This window comes from Streptomyces albidus (ex Kaewkla and Franco 2022) (assembly GCF_013870515.1).
GTDB classification, from domain to species: domain Bacteria; phylum Actinomycetota; class Actinomycetes; order Streptomycetales; family Streptomycetaceae; genus Streptomyces; species Streptomyces albidus.
Genome location: NZ_JACBXA010000020.1, coordinates 24,751 through 45,678 on the forward strand (window position 1 = coordinate 24,751; position 20,928 = coordinate 45,678).

21 protein-coding genes are annotated in these 20,928 nt (G+C 69.9%); 13 read left to right on the forward strand and 8 right to left on the reverse strand.

What is annotated here, in order from left to right; all coding sequences use genetic code 11:
- Positions 1 to 6: 6 nt before the first annotated feature.
- Both H5J26_RS05955 and H5J26_RS05960 read right to left on the reverse strand, forming a co-directional pair.
- The gene (locus H5J26_RS05955) at positions 7 to 342 is read right to left on the reverse strand and encodes a YnfA family protein (RefSeq protein ID WP_181764638.1); all 336 of its coding nucleotides are present in this window, start codon (positions 340 to 342) and stop codon (positions 7 to 9) included.
- A 9-nt stretch (positions 343 to 351) separates the two neighbouring features.
- Entirely contained in the window at positions 352 to 1,917 is a 1,566-nt protein-coding gene (locus H5J26_RS05960; RefSeq protein WP_181764639.1) for an FAD-dependent oxidoreductase, read from the reverse strand.
- Between the two features lie 106 nt (positions 1,918 to 2,023).
- On the opposite strand from H5J26_RS05960, the gene H5J26_RS05965 reads away from it, so the two are divergent.
- Together H5J26_RS05965 and H5J26_RS05970 are read left to right on the forward strand one after the other, a co-directional pair.
- Positions 2,024 to 2,665, forward strand: coding sequence for a TetR family transcriptional regulator (locus H5J26_RS05965; protein WP_181764640.1), 642 nt, complete (start codon positions 2,024 to 2,026; stop codon positions 2,663 to 2,665).
- 111 nt (positions 2,666 to 2,776) lie between these two features.
- Positions 2,777 to 3,214, forward strand: a complete 438-nt coding sequence (locus tag H5J26_RS05970; RefSeq protein WP_181764641.1) for an SRPBCC family protein — start codon at positions 2,777 to 2,779, stop codon at positions 3,212 to 3,214.
- A gap of 277 nt (positions 3,215 to 3,491) precedes the next feature.
- Here H5J26_RS05970 and H5J26_RS05975 read toward each other — a convergent pair whose 3' ends face one another.
- Positions 3,492 to 4,046 carry a hypothetical protein gene (locus H5J26_RS05975; protein WP_181764660.1) on the reverse strand — a complete coding sequence of 185 codons (555 nt, stop codon included), beginning with the start codon at positions 4,044 to 4,046 and terminating at the stop codon, positions 3,492 to 3,494.
- Between the two features lie 202 nt (positions 4,047 to 4,248).
- Between H5J26_RS05975 and hemL the strand changes: the two genes are divergently transcribed.
- The 6 genes from hemL to ccsB all read left to right on the forward strand — a co-directional run bounded on the left by hemL (position 4,249) and on the right by ccsB (position 10,784).
- The gene (hemL, locus tag H5J26_RS05980; protein WP_181764642.1) at positions 4,249 to 5,556 is read left to right on the forward strand and encodes a glutamate-1-semialdehyde 2,1-aminomutase; all 1,308 of its coding nucleotides are present in this window, start codon (positions 4,249 to 4,251) and stop codon (positions 5,554 to 5,556) included.
- Entirely contained in the window at positions 5,553 to 6,269 is a 717-nt protein-coding gene (locus H5J26_RS05985; RefSeq protein WP_181764643.1) for a histidine phosphatase family protein, read from the forward strand. The genes hemL and H5J26_RS05985 overlap by 4 nt, the downstream gene beginning before the upstream one ends.
- A gap of 127 nt (positions 6,270 to 6,396) precedes the next feature.
- Positions 6,397 to 6,999, forward strand: a complete 603-nt coding sequence (locus H5J26_RS05990) for a TlpA family protein disulfide reductase (protein ID WP_181764644.1) — start codon at positions 6,397 to 6,399, stop codon at positions 6,997 to 6,999.
- Between the two features lie 7 nt (positions 7,000 to 7,006).
- Complete coding sequence (locus tag H5J26_RS05995) at positions 7,007 to 7,816, forward strand: cytochrome c biogenesis CcdA family protein (protein WP_181764645.1); 810 nt, start codon at positions 7,007 to 7,009, stop codon at positions 7,814 to 7,816.
- A 2-nt stretch (positions 7,817 to 7,818) separates the two neighbouring features.
- The gene (locus tag H5J26_RS06000) at positions 7,819 to 9,684 is read left to right on the forward strand and encodes a cytochrome c biogenesis protein ResB (protein WP_181764646.1); all 1,866 of its coding nucleotides are present in this window, start codon (positions 7,819 to 7,821) and stop codon (positions 9,682 to 9,684) included.
- Entirely contained in the window at positions 9,681 to 10,784 is a 1,104-nt protein-coding gene (ccsB, locus tag H5J26_RS06005) for a c-type cytochrome biogenesis protein CcsB (protein WP_181764647.1), read from the forward strand. Before H5J26_RS06000 ends, ccsB begins: the two co-directional genes overlap by 4 nt.
- A 42-nt stretch (positions 10,785 to 10,826) precedes the next feature.
- Here ccsB and H5J26_RS32380 read toward each other — a convergent pair whose 3' ends face one another.
- Entirely contained in the window at positions 10,827 to 11,345 is a 519-nt protein-coding gene (locus tag H5J26_RS32380; protein ID WP_181764648.1) for a PLD nuclease N-terminal domain-containing protein, read from the reverse strand.
- Between the two features lie 185 nt (positions 11,346 to 11,530).
- Between H5J26_RS32380 and H5J26_RS06015 the strand changes: the two genes are divergently transcribed.
- Positions 11,531 to 12,982 carry a menaquinone biosynthesis decarboxylase gene (locus tag H5J26_RS06015; protein ID WP_181764649.1) on the forward strand — a complete coding sequence of 484 codons (1,452 nt, stop codon included), beginning with the start codon at positions 11,531 to 11,533 and terminating at the stop codon, positions 12,980 to 12,982.
- A complete protein-coding gene (mqnP, locus tag H5J26_RS06020; RefSeq protein ID WP_181764650.1) occupies positions 12,979 to 13,902 on the forward strand; it encodes a menaquinone biosynthesis prenyltransferase MqnP in 924 nt (307 codons plus the stop codon). Before H5J26_RS06015 ends, mqnP begins: the two co-directional genes overlap by 4 nt.
- Before the next feature lie 57 nt (positions 13,903 to 13,959).
- Here mqnP and H5J26_RS06025 read toward each other — a convergent pair whose 3' ends face one another.
- The 3 genes from H5J26_RS06025 to H5J26_RS06035 all read right to left on the reverse strand — a co-directional run bounded on the left by H5J26_RS06025 (position 13,960) and on the right by H5J26_RS06035 (position 16,640).
- Positions 13,960 to 14,526, reverse strand: a complete 567-nt coding sequence (locus tag H5J26_RS06025; protein WP_235980434.1) for a rhomboid family intramembrane serine protease — start codon at positions 14,524 to 14,526, stop codon at positions 13,960 to 13,962.
- Between the two features lie 159 nt (positions 14,527 to 14,685).
- A complete protein-coding gene (locus tag H5J26_RS06030) occupies positions 14,686 to 15,903 on the reverse strand; it encodes a hypothetical protein (RefSeq protein WP_235980430.1) in 1,218 nt (405 codons plus the stop codon).
- A 65-nt stretch (positions 15,904 to 15,968) separates the two neighbouring features.
- A complete protein-coding gene (locus H5J26_RS06035) occupies positions 15,969 to 16,640 on the reverse strand; it encodes a UbiX family flavin prenyltransferase (protein ID WP_181764652.1) in 672 nt (223 codons plus the stop codon).
- A 237-nt stretch (positions 16,641 to 16,877) separates the two neighbouring features.
- On the opposite strand from H5J26_RS06035, the gene H5J26_RS06040 reads away from it, so the two are divergent.
- The 3 genes from H5J26_RS06040 to H5J26_RS06050 all read left to right on the forward strand — a co-directional run bounded on the left by H5J26_RS06040 (position 16,878) and on the right by H5J26_RS06050 (position 19,318).
- Positions 16,878 to 17,333 carry an Lrp/AsnC family transcriptional regulator gene (locus H5J26_RS06040; RefSeq protein WP_181764653.1) on the forward strand — a complete coding sequence of 152 codons (456 nt, stop codon included), beginning with the start codon at positions 16,878 to 16,880 and terminating at the stop codon, positions 17,331 to 17,333.
- 86 nt (positions 17,334 to 17,419) lie between these two features.
- The gene (gene mqnE, locus H5J26_RS06045; protein WP_181764654.1) at positions 17,420 to 18,586 is read left to right on the forward strand and encodes an aminofutalosine synthase MqnE; all 1,167 of its coding nucleotides are present in this window, start codon (positions 17,420 to 17,422) and stop codon (positions 18,584 to 18,586) included.
- Between the two features lie 27 nt (positions 18,587 to 18,613).
- The gene (locus tag H5J26_RS06050) at positions 18,614 to 19,318 is read left to right on the forward strand and encodes a UdgX family uracil-DNA binding protein (protein ID WP_181764655.1); all 705 of its coding nucleotides are present in this window, start codon (positions 18,614 to 18,616) and stop codon (positions 19,316 to 19,318) included.
- A gap of 43 nt (positions 19,319 to 19,361) precedes the next feature.
- Here H5J26_RS06050 and H5J26_RS06055 read toward each other — a convergent pair whose 3' ends face one another.
- Entirely contained in the window at positions 19,362 to 20,657 is a 1,296-nt protein-coding gene (locus H5J26_RS06055; RefSeq protein WP_181764656.1) for an NAD(P)-binding domain-containing protein, read from the reverse strand.
- Positions 20,658 to 20,928 lie beyond the last annotated feature (271 nt).

Below are 20,928 nucleotides of genomic sequence, written 5' to 3' on the forward strand. Positions count from 1 at the left end.
GGACGCTCAATGGCCTCGCGGTGCGTACATGATCACCGCGACTCCCACCAGACAGATGAGTGCGCCCGTGACGTCCCAGCGGTCGGGGCGGAAGCCGTCCATCACCATTCCCCAGGCCAGCGAGCCGGCGACGAAGACGCCCCCGTACGCGGCCAGGATGCGCCCGAAGTTGGCGTCGGGCTGCAGGGTGGCGACGAAGCCGTAGATCCCCAGCGCGACGACCCCGGCGCCGATCCAGGCCCATCCGCGGTGTTCCCGCACGCCTTGCCAGATCAGCCAGGCGCCGCCGATCTCCATGAGCGCGGCGAGGACGAACAGGGAGACGGAGCGTGCGACGAGCATGGGCGCAGGCTATGCCGTCACGGCGGCGGGGGAGCCGGTCCACCTCGAGAGTGCCCGGCGCAGGCCCTCGGGGTCGGGCTTGTCGCTCGCCCATGCGATGTAGCCGTCGGGACGGATGAGCATCGTGCGCGAACCGGCCGCCTGAGCCTGGACGACGGGGCTGCCGGAGGCTATCGCCGTGTCCGCCGGCGCACCGGCAGGGGAGACGAGCACGAACTCCCCCTGCCGCAGGGCTTCGTAGAGACGTCCGTCGGTGAGCGCCAGGTCAGGGGCGCGCTTGCCCGCCAGCGGGTGGGAGCCGCGCGGTGCCCGGTAGGCGATGCCGATCCCGGAGACCGTACGCACGGCGCGGGCGCCCAACGGCCGGACCCGGCTGAGCACTTCGGTGCCCACAGCACGCAGACCGCGGCCCACCACCGAACGGGCCAGGGCGAGACGGATGATCGCACCACTGGTGCGCAGCACCATCGTGCCGACGGGGTGGCGCTCGTCCTGGTACGACTCCAGCAACGCCGCAGGCGATCGTCCGTGAAGCACCGCCGAGAGCTTCCAGCTGAGGTTGGCGGCGTCCTGCATGCCGGTGTTCATGCCCATGCCCCCTGCCGGTGAGTGCACGTGCGCGGCGTCGCCCGCGAGGAAGACCCGGCCCACCTGGTAGCGCGGCGCCTGCCGTTCGTCGCTGTGGAAGCGGGAGATCCAGCGCGGGTCGTGCATGCCGAAGTCGGAACCCAGCGCCTGCCGTGTGAACTCCTTGACCTCCTCCAGGTCGACGGGCTCTCCCCCGGCCTCCGGCCGGGCGGTGCCCCCGTCGGGGAGTTGACGATGCCGGTTCCATCCGCCCACCCGGTACCAGCCGTCGCCGAAGCTGCCGATCAGCGCGAAGGCGTCCGGGACGGCGTTGATCAGGAATTTCTCGGACGGAGGCTTCGACAGGCGCACGTCGGCGAGGACGATGGAGCGGATGACGGACCTGCCGGGGAAGGGCAGCCCGAGGGCGTCGCGGATGGTGCTGCGCACCCCGTCGGCGCCGATGAGATACGCGGCCCGGAGCGTGGCCTTCTGCCTTCCGGAGTCGCCCTGCTCCGTGGTGACGTCGACGTCCACGCTCTCCTCGTCCTGCCGGAGCCCGATCACCTGCGTGCCGTACCGGAAGGTGACGCCCGCCTCCACGGCACGCCGGTGCAGCAGCCGTTCGACCTCGTACTGCCCCGCGATCAGCACGAACGGGAATCGGCTGCGGAGCGACGTGGGGTCCAGCGTGGCCCGCCCGAACAGCCGGAGACCCTCCGCGGTGGTGCCCCTCTCCACCAGCTCGTCGGCCAGGCCGCGAGCGTCGAGCTGTTCCAGGGTGCGGGCGTGCACGACGAGGGCGCGGGAGAGATTGCTGGTCGCCTCGTCACGCTGCTCGACCAGCGTGACCCGGTGCCCTGCTGCCGCGAGATCTCCGGCGGCCAGCAGCCCGGTGGGGCCCGCACCGACGACCAGCACGTCGGACATGTCGCCGCTGCGGGGCACCGGCGTGCCTCCGCCGGTGGACGGGACGGGTGACGTGCCCTGTGAGCTGCTGCGTGACATGGCGGTCTCCTCTCGAAAGTTGCCAACGCTTGTTGGTCAACGCTCGTTGGCAACGGTAAACGTGCGGCCTTGGCGTGTCAACGCGTGTTGGCCTACAGTTGTTGTCATGGATGCAGACACGGCAGGTGCCGACGCGGGCGCGGCGACCAATCTCGCCGTCGCCGCCCAGCTCGCCACCGAGGGCAGGCCCCGCCGCTCCGACGCGACGCGGGCCGCCATCCTGCGCGCCGCACGCGACCGCTTCGCCGCCGACGGGTACGAGCGCGCGACGATCCGCGCCATAGCCCGCGAGGCCGGCATCGACCCGTCGATGGTGATGCGCTACTACGGCAACAAGGAGGGGCTCTTCGCCGCCGCCTCCGAGATCGACCTGCGCCTGCCCCTGCTGGCCGACTGCCCGCGTGAGGAGATCGGTGCCCGCCTGGTCCGCCACTTCCTCGACCGCTGGGAGGGGGACGAGACGCTGAACGCGCTCGTCCGCGTCGGCGTCACCAACCCCGCGGGAGCCGACCGCGTGCACGCGGTCTTCCGCGACCAGGTCACCCCGGTCGTCGCCGCCGTCTGCCCGGAAGGTGTGCCGGCTTCCACGAGGGCCGCGCTCCTCGCGTCCCAGATCCTCGGCATGGCCCTGAGCCGGTACGTGCTGAAGCTGCCGCCCGCGGTCTCACTCACCGACGACGAGATCGTGGCGTGGCTCGCGCCGACGGTGCAGCGCTATCTCACAGCGGAAGCGCCGCAGTTGAGCTAGAGCGCGGCCCGGCAGTGCGAAATCCGGGCCCGGAAGACATGCCTGACTTCCGCACGAGGGGTACTCAGCACACCGCAGACGAACCCCTAGTTCGATGAGAGGTGTCATAGCGTGTCGTCCTCCCTCGTAGAGACCGTCGATGTCGAAGCTCCGGTGGCCGTGAGCTGGGCGTTGTGGAGTGACGTGGCCGAGTGGCCGAAGTTCCTCAGCCACGTGAAGGACGTCGTCCGCATCGACAACCGCTCCTTCTCCTGGAAGCTCGCGCTCCCCGGTGCGGACAAGAGCTTCATCGCCGAGATCACCGAGCTCATCCCGCAGGAGCGCATCGCCTGGAAGACCACCGAAGGCGTGGAGCACGCCGGTGTCGTCACCTTCCACCGCCTGGACGACAAGAGGAGCCGGGTGACGCTCCAGATCGAGTACAACCCGCAGGGCTTCGTGGAGCAGTTGGGAGCACTCACCAACCTCGACTCCACGCTGACCAACTACGATCTGGGCGAGTTCAAGACGGCCGCCGAGTCCGCAGCCGGCAACGCGTCGAGGGTCTGAACGGCGAAGGTCTGACGGCGAGCCTGGACGGGGGCTTCCAACTACCCCGCATCCGGCGGCGAATCGGGCGCCCGAGCCTCAAGAGGCGGGCCCGGGGCGGCCGGTGACCAGGGCCGAGAGTCAGAACCCGTACCCCGACAGCGCGACGGCCCGCGAGGCGACGCACGCGTCAACCGCATGCGTGAGCCGCGCGGGCCGTCGCTAAGTCAATCAGGGCTGTCGAACGATCACGGCTGTCGAACCAGGCCGTCGTCAGGGTGCCGGCGAGACTGCCGGCTCAGGGCCACACAAGGCAGTAGGGCTGGTGACCCGCCATGTGAAGGCGGTCGGAGAAGTCCTGCCACTCGTGCAGCAGTTGGTAGACGTTGAACGCGTCCTGGGGGCCGGCGCGGTCCGGAACGGTCGACCAGATGAACGCCGCCGCACCCACCGACTCCTCGCCGATGCCGCGCAGCGGGTCGACGACGGTCATGGGGAGCTTCACCACGGCGTAGTCCGGGTGCAGGACGACGAGTTCGAGCGGCGGCACCTTGTGGAGCGGCATGCCCTCGATGCCCGTGAGCACCATGGCCGCCATCGTCTCGGGCTTGATCTTGGTGAACATGCCGTGGCCCAACTCGTCGCCGCCGAGCTCCTCGGGGCGCATCGAGACAGGGACCCGTGCGGCCGTCGCTCCGTCCGGGGCGCCGAAGTACTTGTAGGTCACCCCCACTCGGCCGCCACCTCTGCTGCTCCCAGTGTCCCTCTCCACAGCGTCTCTTCGGTGACGTCCCCTTGCGCGCTCCGGACCGAGGTCCCCGGTACCCTCGCCCAGTCCTCCACCGCGCTGCATGTCACCACCCGACCACTCGCGGCCGCCGCCGCGCAACCCGATCATCGTGTCAGAGACCTCCCCGTCCTACGGGTCGTGAAACGCCCCGCAGCGCCCGGGTAATCCCCGTGTTACCCGGCTGGTATCTCCCCGGACCTCCCGCGCCTCCCGTAGCTCCCGGTGGGAAGGCGTGCGGCTCAGGATGCTCTGACACCATGGCCCTGTGACTTACTCGTACGAGGCCCCAGTATCGCAGTCGCTCTTCGACCGCGCCGCCGCTGTGACACCAGGAGGCGTGAACTCTCCTGTCCGCGCCTTCCGTGCCGTGGGGGGTACGCCCCGGTTCATGGTGTCCGGCGCCGGTCCGTACCTCATGGATGCGGACGGGCGTGAGTACGTCGACCTCGTCTGCTCATGGGGGCCGATGATTCTGGGCCATTCTCATCCCGAAGTGATCGCGGCCGTCCAGGAAGCCGTCAGCCGCGGAATGTCCTTCGGGACGCCCGGCGAGGACGAGGTGGCCCTCGCGGAGGAGATCACCGGCCGCATCGACCCGGTGGACCAGGTGCGCCTCGTCTCCTCGGGCACGGAGGCGACGATGTCGGCGATCCGGCTCGCACGAGGCTTCACCGGTCGCGCGAAGGTCGTGAAGTTCGCGGGCTGTTACCACGGGCACGTCGACGCCCTGCTCGCCGCGGCCGGGTCGGGAGTGGCGACTCTCGGGCTGCCCGACACCCCTGGGGTCACCGGTGCGCAGGCGGGCGACACCATCGTGCTGCCGTACAACGACATCGAGGCCGTACGGGCCGCGTTCGCGGCGCAGCCGGACGAGATCGCCTGCGTCATCACCGAGGCGGCGCCCGGGAACATGGGCATCGTGCCGCCGCTTCCCGGCTTCAACGAGCAGCTCAAGGAGCTGTGCAGTGCGCACGGCGCGCTCTACGTCTCCGACGAGGTGATGACGGGCTTCCGCGTCGACCGGCGCGGCTGGTACGGGATCGACGGCGTGACGCCCGACCTGATGACGTTCGGCAAGGTGATGGGCGGCGGCTTCCCGGCGGCTGCCTTCGGCGGCCGGCGTGACGTGATGGAGCACCTCGCACCGGCCGGGCCCGTCTACCAGGCGGGCACCCTCTCCGGGAACCCGGTCGCCACGGCGGCAGGCGTGGCGCAGTTGAGGCTTCTGGACGACGCGGCGTACGCGGCGGTCGACGCGGCGTCGGAGCAGTTGCGGGGCGCGGTCACCGAGGCGTTCACGAAGGCGGGAGTCGCGCACCGGGTGCAGGTCGCGGGGAACATGTTCTCGGTGTTCTTCACGGACCAGCCGGTCACCGACTACGAAGGCGCCAAGAGCCAGGAGGCGTTCCGCTTCACCGCGTTCTTCCACTCGATGCTCGCGCAGGGCGTCTATCTGCCCCCCTCCGCCTTCGAGTCGTGGTTCGTCTCGACCGCCCATGACGACGGTGCGCTGGAGCGCGTGGCCGAAGCGCTGCCGGAGGCGGCGCGAGCGGCGGCGGAGGCGACGGCATGAGCGCGGACCGCGGCTCCGGCCCACAGCAGGAGCAGGGTGACGAGGGGATCGTCACCGTCGTGCACGTCATGCGGCACGGCGAGGTCGAGAACCCCAGCGGCATCCTCTACGGCAGGCTGCCCGGCTACCACCTCTCCGAGCTGGGCAGGCAGATGGCCGACCGGGTCGCCGAGCACCTCGCCGACCGGGACGTCACGCACGTCGTGGCCTCCCCGCTGGAGCGCGCGCAGGAGACGGCCGCGCCCATCGCCAAGACGCACGGCCTCGACATCGCGAGCGACGAGGGGCTGATCGAGGCCGACAACGTCTTCCAGGGGAAGACGGTCGGCGTCGGCGACGGTGCCCTGCGCAGGCCCGCGAACTGGCGGCATCTGCTGAACCCGTTCCGCCCGTCGTGGGGCGAGTCGTACGTGCACCAGGTCGTTCGGATGCGCGCCGCGCTCGACGCCGCACGTGACGCCGCCCGCGGACACGAGGCGGTCTGCGTCAGCCACCAGTTGCCGATCTGGACGCTGCGCAGCTTCGTCGAGCGGCGCCGCCTCTGGCACGACCCGCGTCGACGGCAGTGCACGCTGGCTTCGCTGACGACCTTCACCTTCAACGGCGACAAGATCGTCTCGGTCGGCTACACGGAGCCGGCTCGTGATCTGGTCCCTCCGCATCTGCGTGCCGGTGCGGCGCGGGTCAAGGGCGCCGGGGGGCGCGGGGCTTGAGCGGGCGGCCGGGCATCCTGCGACCCCTCCGACCGGTCCGGAGCGTTCCAGGCTGCGCACAGCCTCTGCGAGGACGGCCGCCGGGGGGCGCGGAAGATCGCGTGGAGACCCATGCGAAACTTTTCACATGAGTCAGACCCGCGGCCTCTCCCGCCGTCCCGCCCTGCTGATCGCCTTGGTCGCAGCAGGTGCGTCGGTGCTGGCCGGGTGCGGCGACGAGGTGACCGGATCGTCCTCCGGCGACAAGAAGTTCGTGCAGGGCACCGGCAAGATCACCAAAGTGAAGAGGGGCGACCGGCAGGACGTTCCTGACATCTCGGGCAAAGGTGTCGACGGAGACCGTCTCGAACTCTCCGAGTACAAGGGGAAGATCGTCGTCCTGAACGTCTGGGGCTCCTGGTGCGCGCCCTGCCGTGCCGAGGCGCCCAACCTCGCCAAGGTCGAGAAGGAGACCGACGACAAGGACGTCCAGTTCGTGGGGATCAACACGCGTGACCTGGACCGCGCCAACGCCAAGGCCTTCGAGCGCAACTACGGCGTCGAGTACCCGAGCTTCTTCGACCCCAGCGGCAAGCTGATCCTCCGCTTCCCCAAGGGCAGCCTCTCCCCGCAGGCCATCCCGTCCACGCTCATCCTCGACCGCGACGGCAAGATCGCCGTACGGGCCCTCAAGGAACTCAGCGAGAAGGAACTGCGCTCCGCCCTGGACCCGTTGACGGCGGAGAAGTGACCTCGGCATGAGCGCGCTCGCCGACACCGCTGCTGCCGCTGTCCACACGGCCGCCGCAGGTTCGGGCGGTGTGAACCGGACGGTGCTCAGCGGCGCCCTGCTGCTGGCCGTGCCCGTCGCGGTGCTGGGCGGCCTGGTCTCCTTCTTCTCGCCCTGCGTGCTGCCCCTGGTTCCGGGCTACCTCAGCTACGTCACCGGGGTCAGCGGCACGGATCTGGCACAGGCCCGGCGCGGCCGGATGTTCCTCGGCGCGGGGCTGTTCGTGCTCGGCTTCACCGCCGTCTTCGTCTCGGGAGGCGCACTCTTCGGAGGGTTCGGCGCCACGTTGCAGGAGCACCGGGTGATCATCTCCCGCGTGCTCGGTGCGCTGACGATCCTCCTGGGGCTCACCTTCATGGGAGCCCTGGGGCCGCTCTCGCGCTTCACCTCACGCGAGTTCCGCATCCACCGCAAGCCGGCGGTCGGGCTGGCGGGCGCCCCCATGCTGGGCGTCCTGTTCGGCATCGGCTGGACTCCGTGCATCGGGCCGACGCTGGCCGCCGTGCAGACGCTCGCCTTCAGCGAGGCCAGCGCCGGCCGGGGCGCGCTGCTGACCGTGGCCTACTGCCTCGGGCTCGGTGTCCCCTTCGTCGTCGCCGCCGTCGCTTTCCGGCGCACCCTTGGTGCCTTCGGCTGGGTCAAGCGGCACTATGCCTGGGTGATGCGGATCGGCGGCGGGATGCTGGTCGTCGTCGGCGTCCTGCTCGTCACCGGCGCCTGGGACCGCATCGTGTACGACCTGCAAGTCTGGTCGTCCGACTACACCGTGGGAATCTGAGAATGCGTACGACCGACACCGCGACCGACACCGCATCCGCCAGCAAGGACGCCACCGGTACGGCCGACGGCGCGGACGGCTCCGCCGAGGAGAGCCGGCTGACGCGCGAGGCCGAATCCCAGCTGTCCACCGCGCCCGGCGAGGACAAGCTCAACGTCCCGTCCATGAGCGTCCTCGGCTGGGCCCGCTGGTTCTGGCGGCAGCTGACCTCGATGCGCGTCGCGTTGATCCTTCTCTTCCTGCTCTCGCTGGCGGCGATCCCCGGCTCGGTCATCCCGCAGTCGAACGTCGACAGCGTCAAGGTCGAGGAGTTCCAGCAGAAGCACGACGTACTGGCGCCCGTCTACGACAAGTTGCAGCTCTTCGACGTCTACACGTCGGTGTGGTTCTCGGCGATCTACATCCTGCTGTTCATCTCGCTGGCCGGCTGCATCGTGCCCCGCACCTGGCAGTTCGTCGGCCAGATGCGGGCAAGGCCGCCGCGGGCGCCGCGCCGTCTGGACCGGATGCCCGTCTACACCACGTGGCGCACCGACGCGGCGCCGGACGAAGTGCTCGGCTCCGCAGTGAAGTTGCTGCGCAAGCGCCGCTTCCGCGTGCACCGCGACGGCGAAGCGGTCGCCTCCGAGAAGGGGTATCTGCGCGAGGCGGGCAACCTCGTCTTCCACATCGCGCTGATCGTCCTGCTGCTGGCCTTCGCCGCCGGTCAGCTGTGGAAGTCCGAAGGCGGCAAGCTGATCATCCAGGGTGACGGCTTCTCCAACACCCTCACGCAGTACGACGACTTCAAGTCCGGCTCCCTCTTCTCCGCGGACGACCTGGACTCCTTCGGCTTCAGCCTCGACGGCTTCCACGCCACGTACGACGAGAGCGGCCCCGAGAAGGGGACCGCCCGCACCTTCCGCGCCGACGTCTCCTACTGGCAGGGCGCGGACGGCAAGGAGAAGAAGGGCTCGATCCGGGTCAACCACCCCCTGGAGGTGGGCGAGTCCAAGGTCTTTCTGAACGGCAACGGCTACGCCCCCGTCGTCTCCGTCAAGGACGGCAAGGGCAGGACCGCCTACCGCGGCCCCGTCGCCTTCCTTCCGCAGGACGGCAATCTGACATCGTCCGGCGTGGTCAAGGTCACCGACTACCAGAACGCGCAGGGGCGCAGGGACCAGCTCGGCTTCCAGGGCTTCTTCGTGCCGACCTTCGGCGGCTCCGGATCCGGCTCGATGTTCTCCCGCTCACCGGCGCTGCAGTACCCGGTGCTCTTCCTCACCGCTTACCACGGCGACCTCGGCCTGGACTACGGAGCGGCGCAGAGCGTCTACCAGCTCGACACCGAGCGCATGAAGCAGTTCAAGGCGGAGGGCGGAAAGCCGCTCGCGAAGAAGATCCTGCCCGGCGAATCGATGAAGCTGCCCGACGGCGGCGGTTCGCTGAAGTTCGAGGGCGTGCGGAAGTGGGCCCAGTTCCAGGTCGTCCACCAGATCGGCAACGGCTGGGCGCTGGGCGGTGCGCTCACGGCCATCGCGGGCCTCGCCGGATCGCTGTTCATCCAGCGGCGCCGTCTGTGGGTGCGGGCGGTGCCCGGCCCGGACGGCACCACGGTCGTCGAGATGGCCGGGCTGGGCCGCAGCGAGTCCGCGAGACTCCCCGACGAGCTGGGTGACTTGGCGCTCATCCTGCACGCCGGCGCACCGTCGGCCCGGGCGGAGAGCGATCCGGAAACGGAGAGCGACCCGGAAACGGAGAGCCGGCCCGAAGCGGAGGGTGAGCCCGTGACGGAGAACGGGCAGCCTGCCCCGGCCGCACCCCGACCCACCACAGAACCCAGTCCCGATGACGGCGCCGAAGCCTCGCCGCGAGGAGAACGCCAGTGAACATCGCTGCCGCAACGAACGAGAATCTCGCCGAGATCAGCAACTACCTGATCTATTCGGCGATGGCCGTCTACACCCTCGCCTTCGTCGCGTACATCGCCGAGTGGGTATTCGGCAGCCGCAGCAAGGTCGCCCGCACGGCAGCCGCGCTGAGCGGGCGGAGCTCCGAGGCCGAGGCGAACGGAGCGACCGGCGCCGCGCCCCTCAAGGTGCGGGCGGGCGGGGCCACTTCCGTACTGGAGCGCCCCGAGGTCGTCGTCCGTTCCTCCGCCGGCCGCCGCGGCGACCTCCCGGACGGACCCGGAGCCGCCGCAGGGGACGAACAGGGCGACCTCTACGGGCGCATCGCCGTCTCGCTGACGATTCTCGCCTTCCTCCTGCACGCGGGCGGCGTCCTGACGCGCTCGCTGTCGGTGCAGCGTGCCCCCTGGGGCAACATGTACGAGTTCTCGACGGCCTTCTCGATGGTGGCCGTCGCCGGGTATCTCGGATTCCTCGTCGCGAAGAAGAACGTCCGCTGGATCGGGCTGCCGCTCGTCACGACAGTGCTGCTCGACCTGGGCCTCGCCGTCACGGTGCTCTACACCGAGAGCGAACAGCTGGTGCCCGCCCTGCACTCGTACTGGCTGTGGATCCACGTCTCGCTGGCCATCGTCTGCGGAGCTCTCTTCTACCTCGGCTTCGTCGCGACGATCCTCTACCTCTTCCGCGACCGCTACGAGACCAAGCTGCTGGACGGCGGCGCCCCGGGCAGCTTCGCCACATCGGTGCTAGAGCGGCTGCCGTCGTCGGCGTCCCTGGACAAGTTCGCGTACAGGATCAACGCGGCCGTCTTCCCCTTCTGGACGTTCACCATCGTCGCCGGCGCGATCTGGGCGGGCGACGCGTGGGGCCGCTACTGGGGCTGGGACCCCAAGGAGGTCTGGTCGTTCATCACCTGGGTCGCGTACGCCTGTTACCTGCACGCGCGGGCCACCGCGGGATGGAAGGGACGCAAGGCCGCCTATCTGGCGCTGCTCGCGTTCGCCTGCTTCCTGTTCAACTACTACGGCGTGAACATCATCTTCAACGGCAAGCACAGCTACGCGGGCGTGGGCTGAGCCGGACCCGCTCCGCACCCACCGCGTCCGCCCCGGCGCCGCTCAGCGGCTCTGGGGCGGTGTGTCGTCCGTACCGTTGTCCCGGCCGCCCGACTCCTCCTCGCGGCGGCGCACTTCGGCCTCCTGCCGCGCCGGGTCGGGACGGGAGCCGGTGCCGGGATCGGCAGTGGGACCGGCCGTGGTGGCGTCCTCGGCCTCTGAGGCCGTACGGCCCTCGTCGGCACTGCTGTCCGCGTTCCGCTCCTCGGCGAGGTCCGCTTCGGTGCCCGGACTCCCGGACGGGGTGCTCTCGTTGATCGACTTCAGGAACTCCGGGTTGTCGTCCGGGGCGACCCAGCGCCGCTCGTCGGGGCGAGTCGCTCCGTAGGGCGCGTTCTTGCGCGGACGGCCGGCGGCGAACCATGCGACGGGACCCACCACCACCTGCCCGAAGAGCAGGATGATGATGACCCACACCACCTTAGGCAGCTTGCGGACCTCGTTCTCCGGGGTGTTCAGGCAGTCGATGAACGCATAGATCCACACCGCCAGGACGAGAAGGAACGGCAGATACCTGAGCATGTGGGACGCCCCCTAGACGGGCTGACTCGGCGTGGCGGGCCAGAAGTGCGGTTGGTGCGGATGGTGCGTGCTTCGCGGTTCGTACGGTCACGGCGCTGTTCACGTACAGGGCAAGCGTAACGGTGTGCGGGAACCCCCGGGGGCGGGCGGCCGAGTGCGTGAAGCCATGGCGGATACTGGGGCGCATGGCATACGACGATCTTCGCTCGCTGCTGCGGGCGCTGGAGCGGGACCGGGACCTCAAGCGCATCACCGCCGAGGTCGATCCGTACCTCGAAATCGGGGAGATCGTCGACCGGGTGCAGAAGTCCGGCGGTCCCGCGCTGCTGTTCGAGAACGTCAAGGGTTCCTCGATGCCGCTGGCCATGAACGTCTTCGGTACGGACCGGCGCCTTCTCAAAGCGCTCGGCCTGAAGTCGTACGACGAGATCAGCGACAAGATCGGCGGGCTGCTCAAGCCCGAACTGCCGCAGGGCTTCGTCGGCATGCGCGAGGCCTTCGGCAAGCTCGGCGCGATGGCGCACGTGCCGCCGAAGAAGGTGAAGGACGGGCCCGTCCACGAAGTCGTGCTGCGCGGCGACGACGTCGACCTGGAGCAGCTGCCCGCCCTGTTCACCTGGCCCGAGGACGGCGGGTCCTTCTTCAACCTCGGTCTGACGCACACCAAGCACCCGGAGAGCGGCGTACGGAACCTGGGCCTCTACCGGCTCCAGCGCCACGACCGGAACACCATCGGCATGCACTGGCAGATCCACAAGGACAGCCGCAACCACTACCAGGTCGCCGCCCGGCGCGGTGAGAAGCTGCCCGTCGCCATCGCTTTCGGCTGCCCGCCCGTGGTGACCTACGCCGCGACCGCGCCGCTGCCCGGCGACATCGACGAGTACCTCTTCGCGGGCTTCACCCAGGGCAAGCGCGTGGAGATGGTCGACTGCAAGACCGTGCCGCTCCAGGTGCCCGCGAACGCCGAAGTGGTGCTGGAGGGCTGGCTGGAGCCAGGGAAGACGCTGCCGGAGGGGCCGTTCGGCGACCACACCGGCTTCTACACGCCGCAGGAGGACTTCCCCGCGCTGACGATCGACTGCGTGACGATGCGCAAGCGTCCGGTCTTCCAGTCGATCGTGGTGGGCCGCCCGCCGACGGAGGACGGGCCGCTGGGGCGGGCGACCGAAAGGTTCTTCCTGCCGCTGTTCAAGATCATCGTCCCGGACGTCGTGGACTACCACCTGCCCGAGGCCGGCGGCTTCCACAACTGCATGATCGTTTCGATCGACAAGAAGTACCCGAAGCACGCCCAGAAGGTCATGCACGCGATCTGGGGCGCACACATGCTCTCCCTGGAGAAGCTGATCATCGTCGTGGACGCCGGATGCGACGTACGCGACCTCCACGAAGTGGCATGGCGCGCCTTGGGGAACGTCGACTACTCCCGTGACCTCAGCATCGTCGAGGGCCCGGTCGACCACCTCGACCACGCCTCGTACCAGCAGTTCTGGGGCGGCAAGGCCGGCATCGACGCGACGGCGAAACTGCCCGAGGAGGGCTACACCCGTGACGGCGGCTGGCCGAACATGATCGAGTCGGATCCCGAAGTCGCCGAACGCGTCACGAGGCGCTGGAAGGAGTACGGCCTGTGAGTGGGGACGTCGCGACGGGCGGAAGCGCGGAGGCCGACCTCCCGTCACGCGGTGGGGTGCAGGCGTTCCTGCGCCTGGTGATGATCGAGCACTCGGTCTTCGCGCTGCCCTTCGCCTACATCGCCGGGCTCACCGCGATGTTCGAGACGAGCGGCACGGTCCAGTGGCGGGAGCTGCTCCTGGTCACCGTGGCGATGGTGGGGATGCGCACCTTCGCCATGGCGGCGAACCGGATCATCGACCGCGAGATCGACGCGCGCAATCCGCGAACCGCCGGACGCGAACTGGTCACCGGCGCGCTGTCCGTGCGGTCCGCGTGGACGGGCGCGCTCGTCGCCGTCGCCGTCTTCCTCGGTGCGTGCGCCCTGCTCAACCCGCTCTGCCTCGCCCTCGCGCCCGTCGCCGTCGTGCCGATGGTGGTCTATCCGTACGGCAAGCGCTTCACGGACTTCCCGCACGCCATCCTCGGGATCGCGCAGGCCATCGGCCCGATCGGCGCCTGGATCGCGGTGACGGGCGTCTGGTCGTGGGACGCGGTGGTGCTGGGGCTGGCCGTCGGCGTGTGGATCGGCGGCTTCGACCTCATCTTCGGCTGCCAGGACGTCGCGGCCGACCGTGCGCACGGCGTGCGCTCCGTACCGGCACGCTTCGGGATCGCGGCGGCGCTGTACGGGGCGCGGGGCAGCCATGTCGTCACGGTGGTCCTGCTCGCCTGGTTCGGTGTGCTGACAGGGGCCGGGGTGTTCTTCTGGCTGGGGCTGCTGATCGTCGCGTGCGCCTTCGTCTACGAGCACTCGATCGTCAAGCCCGGCGACCTCTCCCGCCTCAACCGCGCCTTCTTCACGGTCAACGGGTTCATCGGCATCGCGCTCTTCGTGTGCGCGCTGCTGGACCTGGCGGTGCGCGGGCTCAGCGTCTGACACCCGTGACGGGGCCGTGGGCGCCGAGCAGAAGCGGCATCCCCCGGTGCACCGGTGTCAGTGCCAGGCGGGCTTCCCGCCGCCGGACGAGCGCCCCGTCGAGGTCACGAACGCAGCCATGATGCCGCCGATCAGGCCGAACAGATGGCCCTGCCAGGAGATGCCTCCGTCGGTGGGGAGGACGCCCCAGAGGATCGAGCCGTACAGCACGGCGACGACCCCGCCGAGCGCCACATCCGTGATGCGGCGGTCCACGAAGCCCCTCACCAGCAGATAGCCGAAGAGGCCGAAGATCAGGCCCGATGCGCCCGCCGTGTTGCTCCCGTCGGGGGCGACGAGCCACACGCCGAGGCCGCTCACCAGGATGATCGTGAAGGCGACGGCCAGGAAGCGCCCCGTGCCGCGCAGCGCCGCGAGGAAGCCGAGGACGAGCAGCGGCACCGTGTTCGCCACGAGGTGACCGAAGCCGAAGTGCATGAATGCGGCGGGAACCACATCGACCAGCTCGCCCTGCTGCCGCGGCACGATGCCGAAGGAGTCCAGCGCGTGCCCCGTCATGTGGTCGACGACCTCGAGCAGCCACAGCAGCCCGGTCCAGAGCAGGATCAGCTTGGCCGCCGCCATGGCGCCCCCGCGTGTGGACTTGTCGCTGGTGGTGCGGTTGATGTCGGAGCCTGATCCGTACGCCATCGAGTCTCCCCCCGAGAGAGAGTGAGCGAGGCCGATGCCTGTGGCTTTACAACGTGGCAGACGGCTTGCCGAGTTCCGCACACCAGGATGGCGTCAGAATCGCTCGGTGCCCAGGGTGCCGTACATCAGCGCCGCCACCAGGTCCTGCGGCTGCAGCTCCTTGGTGCCGCCGGGTGCCGTGACGGCCACGGCGTCGCCGCCGTTGAACTCCAGACGCAGCGGCAGGTGGTCGTCCGCGCCGGTGAACTGGCCGAGGTCGAGGGAGAGCGTCGTCAGCTGTCCGCGCCGGATGTCGAGGTCCGCGGTGATGTCGCGCTTCGGCACGCGGTCCGGGTCGATCTCCGCACCCAGTGGCCGGAGCGCGGCGACCAGGTCATGGGCGGCCTCGCGGCCCGGCAGCGTCATCCGTACGCGCTCGGCGCCGTGGTGCTCGCCCTTGTCGGCGAAGGTGGCGTGCTCGCGGAGGAGCTCCTGCACGCCGCCCACGAACTCGCGCTGCGACTGTCCGTCGAGAGCCGCCCCGACGGTCACCGCGTCGCGGATCTCCCGGCTCCGCCTGGCCTCGTCGCTCGCGCGGCGGGCCTCCTCGCGGGCGCGGGCCTTTTCGCTGCCGGTGTCGCTCCCCTTGTCCTTCTTCTCGGACTTCTCGGAGGACTTCTTCTCGGAACGGTGCCGCTCGTCCACCTCGCGTGCCGCCAGCGTCTCGGCGGCCCGTGCGAAGTCGTCGAAGGCCTCAGGGTCGGCCCTGACCCACTCGCCCCTGAGCGCGTCCTTCGCCGCCCGGAGCGTGGACGGCAGGTCGTCCGCGAGCTCGACGATCTCCGAGGCCGTCTTCTGCGCTTCGTGCGAGCCCTCCGTCTGCCGTACGAGCGAGCGCAGGCTGACGCGCAGATACAGCTTGTCGTCGACCGACTTGAGGGCGGCGACGTCCCTGCCGCCGAAGTTGACTGCAGCCGCCACGTCCGCCGCGTCGGACGCCGGCATCTCCTTGAGCGGCGTCTCGTCGTCCCCCGACCCCGCAGCGACGGTCAGTTCGGCCCGCGCGAGCCGGACCGCGTCCCGGTGGGTGACCGCCTTGCCGCGCGCCTGCGTGAGGAAGGTGCGGGCCTGACGGGTAGAACCGTCCACGGAGGCGACGACGGTCGCGGAGGACTGCTCGCCGAGCTTGACCACGGCGCTCCGCACCTTCATGCCGGTCGTCAGACGTTCCGTCGCGCTGCACGCGGATGCGGAGACGGCCAGCAACGCGACTCCTCCCACGGCGGCGACGAGCCGCAGCCGCGGGCGGTGGAGCGGGCGGGAGGTGTGCATGCACCGAGCCAACAGCATCACCGGCCTTCGACGCCAGTCAGGACGATACGGAAATCACGGGAGCGTCAGGCGCGGCGGTCAGGATCCGCCAACTCGCCTTCCCAGCGCCGGTAGAGCTTGTGCGGTACGCCCGCGGCGTCCAGCGCACGGCCCGCGACGAAGTCGACGAGGTGCTGGACGGAACTGCCGCCCGCGTAGAAGGCGGGGGAGGCGGGCAGCACGACGGCGCCCGCATCGTCGAGGGAGACCAGGTGCCTGAGCGTCTGACCGTTCAGCGGCGTCTCGCGCACGGCGACGACGAGGGGCCGCCGCTCCTTGAGCGTGACCGAAGCGGTGCGTTGCAGCAGGTCCTTGGAGAGGCCGAGGGCAACTCCCGCCACGCAGGCGGTGCTTGCCGGCACGATCAGCATCCCCTTCACCGGGTACGAGCCGGACGAGGGGCCGGCCGCGAGGTCGCCGGCGGGCCAGTGCCGTACAGCGGAGACGTCGGGGTCGAAGGCGTCGGGTGTGCCGTCGGCGCCGCGCGTGAGCCAGCGGCGCAGGTCCTCCTGGGCGTGACCGTCACGGAAGGGGTGCCCGGTCTCGTCGAGAATCGTGAGCCGGGCCGCGCGGCTGACGATGAGGTCCACGGCCTCACCCGCGTGCAGCAGCGCACGGAGCACGGCGGCGGCGTACGGCGTTCCCGAGGCGCCGGAGACGCCGACGACCCAGGGGCGGCGGTCGGTCGATGCGGTCACGTCGTCGAGCGTACGCGGGGGCGTCGGGGACGAAGCCCTGGGGCGGGGCCCGCCCGGCGGATCCCGGAGGAGCGCACGGGGAGGCCCAAGAGTGGCCTCGGAGCCGCTTGAGGAGAGGTGTCTGAGGGCGAGCGACCCCCATGCCTTAGATTCGTTACCGGAGATTTCACGGAGCCACGCTTCCCCACGCTCGGCGGGGAGACCTCAAGCATTCGGCAACGGAAGGCACCAGGACACATGGACGCGGTGGACAGGCAGCTCATTCAGGCGCTGCGCGAGAACGGCAGGGCCTCCTACGCCGAGCTCGGCCGACTCGTCGGCCTCTCCGGCCCCAGTGTCACCGATCGCATCAACCGGCTCGAGACCGCCGGTGTGATCACCGGATACCGCGCGACCGTCGACGCACGCTCGCTCGGTCTGGGGGTCACCGCGCTCATCGGCATCCAGCTCTCCGACGCCACCGACCACGAGGACGTCGCCGGCCGGCTGCGTGACCTGAGCGAGGTCGAGGACTGCTGGTTCATCGCCGGCGACGACTCCTACATGCTCAAGGTGCGCGCATCGGACGTGGACGCGCTGGAGACCCTCATCCGACGGCTCTCCGGCACCAAGGGCGTCTCCCGTACGCGCACGACAGTCGTGCTGTCCACGAAGTGGGAGAACCGCGTCGGTGAACTCCCGCAGGAGGTCTGAGCGGGACCAGACCGGTCCCGAGCCCCGCAAGTGCGGGGAGTAGGCTCCACAAGGCGCTCGAAGCAGACATCCGAGGAGGGCTACGCATGGACGCTGGGCTCAAGCGCGAGCTGGAGGAGAAGGTCCACGCAGGTGAGCGGCTCACCCGCGAGGACGGTATCGCCCTCTACGACTGCGACGACCTGGCATGGCTCGGCGGGCTCGCCCACGAGGTGCGAACGCGCAAGAACGGCGATGTCGTTCACTTCAACATCAACCGCCATCTCAACATGACGAACGTGTGCACGGCCTCGTGCGCGTACTGCTCGTTCCAGCGCAAGCCGGGTGAGAAGGACGCTTACACGATGCGCATCGAGGAGGCGGTGAAGCTCGCCAAGGCGATGGAGGGCGAGAACCTCACCGAGCTCCACATCGTCAACGGTCTGCATCCGACGCTGCCTTGGCGGTACTACCCGCGGTCGCTCAGCGCGCTCAAGGAGGCGCTGCCCGACACCGTGTCGCTGAAGGCGTTCACCGCCACCGAGATCCAGCACTTCGAGAAGATCTCCGGGATGGACGCGAGCGAGATCCTCGACGTCCTGATCGAGTCGGGCCTCGAGTCCCTGACGGGCGGCGGTGCCGAGATCTTCGACTGGGAGGTCCGGCAGCACATCGTCGACCACGACACCCACTGGGAGGACTGGTCGCGCATCCACCGCCTCGCGCACTCGAAGGGCCTCAAGACGCCCAGCACGATGCTGTACGGACACATCGAGGAGCCGCGTCACCGCGTGGACCACGTGCTGCGTCTGCGTGAGCTGCAGGACGAGACGGGCGGCTTCCAGGTCTTCATCCCCCTTCGCTACCAGCACGACTTCGTCGACATGCAGGACGGCAAGGTCCGCAACCGGCTTCAGGCGCGCACCACGATGGCGTCCGGTGCGGAGGCGCTGAAGACCTTCGCGGTCTCCCGTCTGCTCTTCGACAACGTGCCGCACGTGAAGGTCTTCTGGGTCATGCACGGCGTCCAGACCGCCCAGCTCGCGCTACAGCACGGTGCGGACGACATGGACGGGTCGGTCGTCGAGTACAAGATCACTCACGACGCCGACAACTACGGCACGCCCGACAAGCTCACCCGTGAGGATCTGCTCGACCTGATCCGCGACGCGGGCTTCAAGCCCGTCGAGCGGAACACCCGCTACGAGATCCTGCGCGAGTACGACGGCCCGGACCCGGAGCGCCGCGAGGCGCCTCAGCCGATGCGCATCTGAGACGGGCGGCGGGGTACTCGCGGCCGCATGGCCGCACCCCGTGAGCACGGCAGTCCCGAGGACGACTACACCGCTGCGCCCTTCGTTCCCGGAGGCGGGGCCGGACTCGACGAGCTGCGCGCGGCAGCAGCCCGGTGCCGGGGATGCCCCCTGCACCGGGACACCACGCAGACGGTCTTCGGCGAGGGCGCTCCCGGTGCCCGGATCCTGATTCTCGGGGAACAGCCCGGCGACCAGGAGGACCGGCGGGGAGAGCCTTTCGTCGGCCCCGCCGGCAAGGTCCTCGACAGGGCCCTGGAGGAGGCGGGGATCGACCCCGCGCAGTCCTACGTCACCAACGCGGTCAAGCACTTCAAGTTCGAGTACGCCTCCGCCGGGCGCGGCAAGGGCGGGGACTCCTCCGGGACGAAGTCCAAGCGGAGGATCCACAAGGCGCCCAGCCTGCGCGAGATGACCGCGTGCGGTCCGTGGCTCGCCGCTGAAATCGCCCTGGTCGAACCGGAGTTGATCGTCGTATTGGGTGCGACAGCGGGAAAGGCGCTGCTCGGCTCCTCGTTCCGGGTGACCAAGCAGCGCGGTGTGCTCATGGAACAGGACGTGCACGGGCGGACCGAACGCCTTCTCGCGACGATCCACCCGTCCGCCGTGCTGCGCGCCGATGACCGGGAGGCCGTCCGCCGGGGTCTGGTGGAGGACCTGCGGGTGGCCGCCGGCGCGCTGGGCACGTCCTGATCCGGTGACTCGCCGGCGCTCAGCGCCTGACAGGCTTGCGCGCTCAGCGCCGTACGGCCTGAGCGCTCAGCTGCTGCTCGACCGCTCTCCTCTCCTCGTCTCTCACGCGGGAGCGGGCCGCGTGCGGCACGGTCGGCAGCCGCGGCTCGGCCAGGCGTCGCTGGACGCCCTGCACGAGCCGGGAGGCGGTGAAGGTCGCGCCGTACACGAAGCGCATCGAAGGCCCGAAGGACGGCGCCGTGATCAGACCGGCGAAGAACAGCCCGGGGTGCGAGGACTCGAAGCGTCCGTTCAGCTCCGGTGCGTCGCTGTTGCCGACCCGGTGCAGGATGCGGCGTACGGACTCGTCGAGCATCGGCAGCCGCGACAGCCGCGGAGTGAAGCCGGTGGCGGCCACGACATGGTCCGTCTCGACGGTACGGACGACGCCGTCCGTGGACTCCAGACGCAGCCGCACCTGGTCCCGTACCAGCTCCGCCGAGGTCAGACGGCTGCTGAGCAGCACGGGCACCGCGAACTCGAACCTGTCGCGCAGCCACCAGGCGCCCGCGGGCCCCAGCGCGTTGCGCGCGATGTGCAAGCGCAGCCCGGCCGGCAACTTCCGTACGGCCCACGGGATCTCGGACCACGCCCAGCTCGGCCAGCCCGTGCCGAGGCCGCAGTGCGGGTCGCGCAGCGCCCGCATCATGGAGCGCTGCAGCGGCTGCGGCGGGGAGTTCCAGTTGATGCGGTCGGCGCGGGCGACGACGCGCACGTGGGCACCCTCCTCGGCGAGCAGCGCCGCGGACTCCAGCGCGGCCTGGCCGGCTCCGACGACCGTCACGTCCTTGCCCTTGAACTGCGACAGCTCGCGGTGGTGGCTGCTGTGCGATACGAGCTCGAAGGGGAGCTTGCGCAGCGGTCCGGGCTTGTGCACGAACGGCATGACGCCGATGGCGAGCACGACCGTACGCGCCACGAGGACCTCGCCCTCCGCCGTCTCGACCCGGAATCCGCGGGCGCAGGGGACGACGGAGGTCACCGTCTGCTCGTCCGCGAGCGGAGTGGCCCGCTTGCCGAACCACTGCCCGTACTCGGTGAACGTGCCGATGGGCAGCGGGCGTCCGTGCTCCACGGTGATGCCGCGTGCGGCGCAGTACGCGGCCAGCGTGTGGGTGCCGGAGGGGTCGGAGAGGTTGGAGGACCAGGGCTCGGACTTCAGGAACATGCCCTGGGGCATGTGGTCGCGCCACGAGGCCATGGGCCGGCCCAGAACGCGCAGGTTGAGTCCGGCCGCTGCTGCGTGCGAGGCGATGGAGAGGCCGTAGGGGCCGGCGCCCACCACTACGAGGTCGTACATGCGTTTCCTTCTCTCTGATCATTCACTGATCGCTCATCACGAGTGGTGCGGAAATGCGTTGTGGACGGCAGCCCCAGCACGGTGGCCGGGAACTCGGGACGCGCAGGTCTGACGCGCAGCCAGGCCTTGCGTGCGCAGCGGCGGATCGAGGAGCGGGTCATGGCGAAGAACGGGGCGGGGTCGTCCGCCGAGAACCAGGCGCGCTCCACCGGACCGACCTCCCCCGACCAGATCCGCGTGGAGACGCTGGAGGGGGCGCGGGTGGTGCACG

Bases quoted from the DNA above. Each gene is read 5' to 3' on its own strand.
- H5J26_RS05955 (WP_181764638.1), bottom strand. From the start codon at position 342: ATGCTCGTCGCACGCTCCGTCTCCCTGTTCGTCCTCGCCGCGCTCATG.
- H5J26_RS05960 (WP_181764639.1), bottom strand. From the start codon at position 1,917: ATGTCACGCAGCAGCTCACAGGGCACGTCACCCGTCCCGTCCACCGGC.
- H5J26_RS05965 (WP_181764640.1), top strand. From the start codon at position 2,024: ATGGATGCAGACACGGCAGGTGCCGACGCGGGCGCGGCGACCAATCTC.
- H5J26_RS05975 (WP_181764660.1), bottom strand. From the start codon at position 4,046: ATGCAGCGCGGTGGAGGACTGGGCGAGGGTACCGGGGACCTCGGTCCG.
- H5J26_RS05985 (WP_181764643.1), top strand. From the start codon at position 5,553: ATGAGCGCGGACCGCGGCTCCGGCCCACAGCAGGAGCAGGGTGACGAG.
- H5J26_RS05990 (WP_181764644.1), top strand. From the start codon at position 6,397: ATGAGTCAGACCCGCGGCCTCTCCCGCCGTCCCGCCCTGCTGATCGCC.
- H5J26_RS05995 (WP_181764645.1), top strand. From the start codon at position 7,007: ATGAGCGCGCTCGCCGACACCGCTGCTGCCGCTGTCCACACGGCCGCC.
- H5J26_RS06000 (WP_181764646.1), top strand. From the start codon at position 7,819: ATGCGTACGACCGACACCGCGACCGACACCGCATCCGCCAGCAAGGAC.
- H5J26_RS32380 (WP_181764648.1), bottom strand. From the start codon at position 11,345: ATGCTCAGGTATCTGCCGTTCCTTCTCGTCCTGGCGGTGTGGATCTAT.
- H5J26_RS06015 (WP_181764649.1), top strand. From the start codon at position 11,531: ATGGCATACGACGATCTTCGCTCGCTGCTGCGGGCGCTGGAGCGGGAC.
- H5J26_RS06025 (WP_235980434.1), bottom strand. From the start codon at position 14,526: ATGGCGGCGGCCAAGCTGATCCTGCTCTGGACCGGGCTGCTGTGGCTG.
- H5J26_RS06030 (WP_235980430.1), bottom strand. From the start codon at position 15,903: ATGCACACCTCCCGCCCGCTCCACCGCCCGCGGCTGCGGCTCGTCGCC.
- H5J26_RS06040 (WP_181764653.1), top strand. From the start codon at position 16,878: ATGGACGCGGTGGACAGGCAGCTCATTCAGGCGCTGCGCGAGAACGGC.
- mqnE (WP_181764654.1), top strand. From the start codon at position 17,420: ATGGACGCTGGGCTCAAGCGCGAGCTGGAGGAGAAGGTCCACGCAGGT.
- H5J26_RS06050 (WP_181764655.1), top strand. From the start codon at position 18,614: ATGGCCGCACCCCGTGAGCACGGCAGTCCCGAGGACGACTACACCGCT.
- H5J26_RS06055 (WP_181764656.1), bottom strand. From the start codon at position 20,657: ATGTACGACCTCGTAGTGGTGGGCGCCGGCCCCTACGGCCTCTCCATC.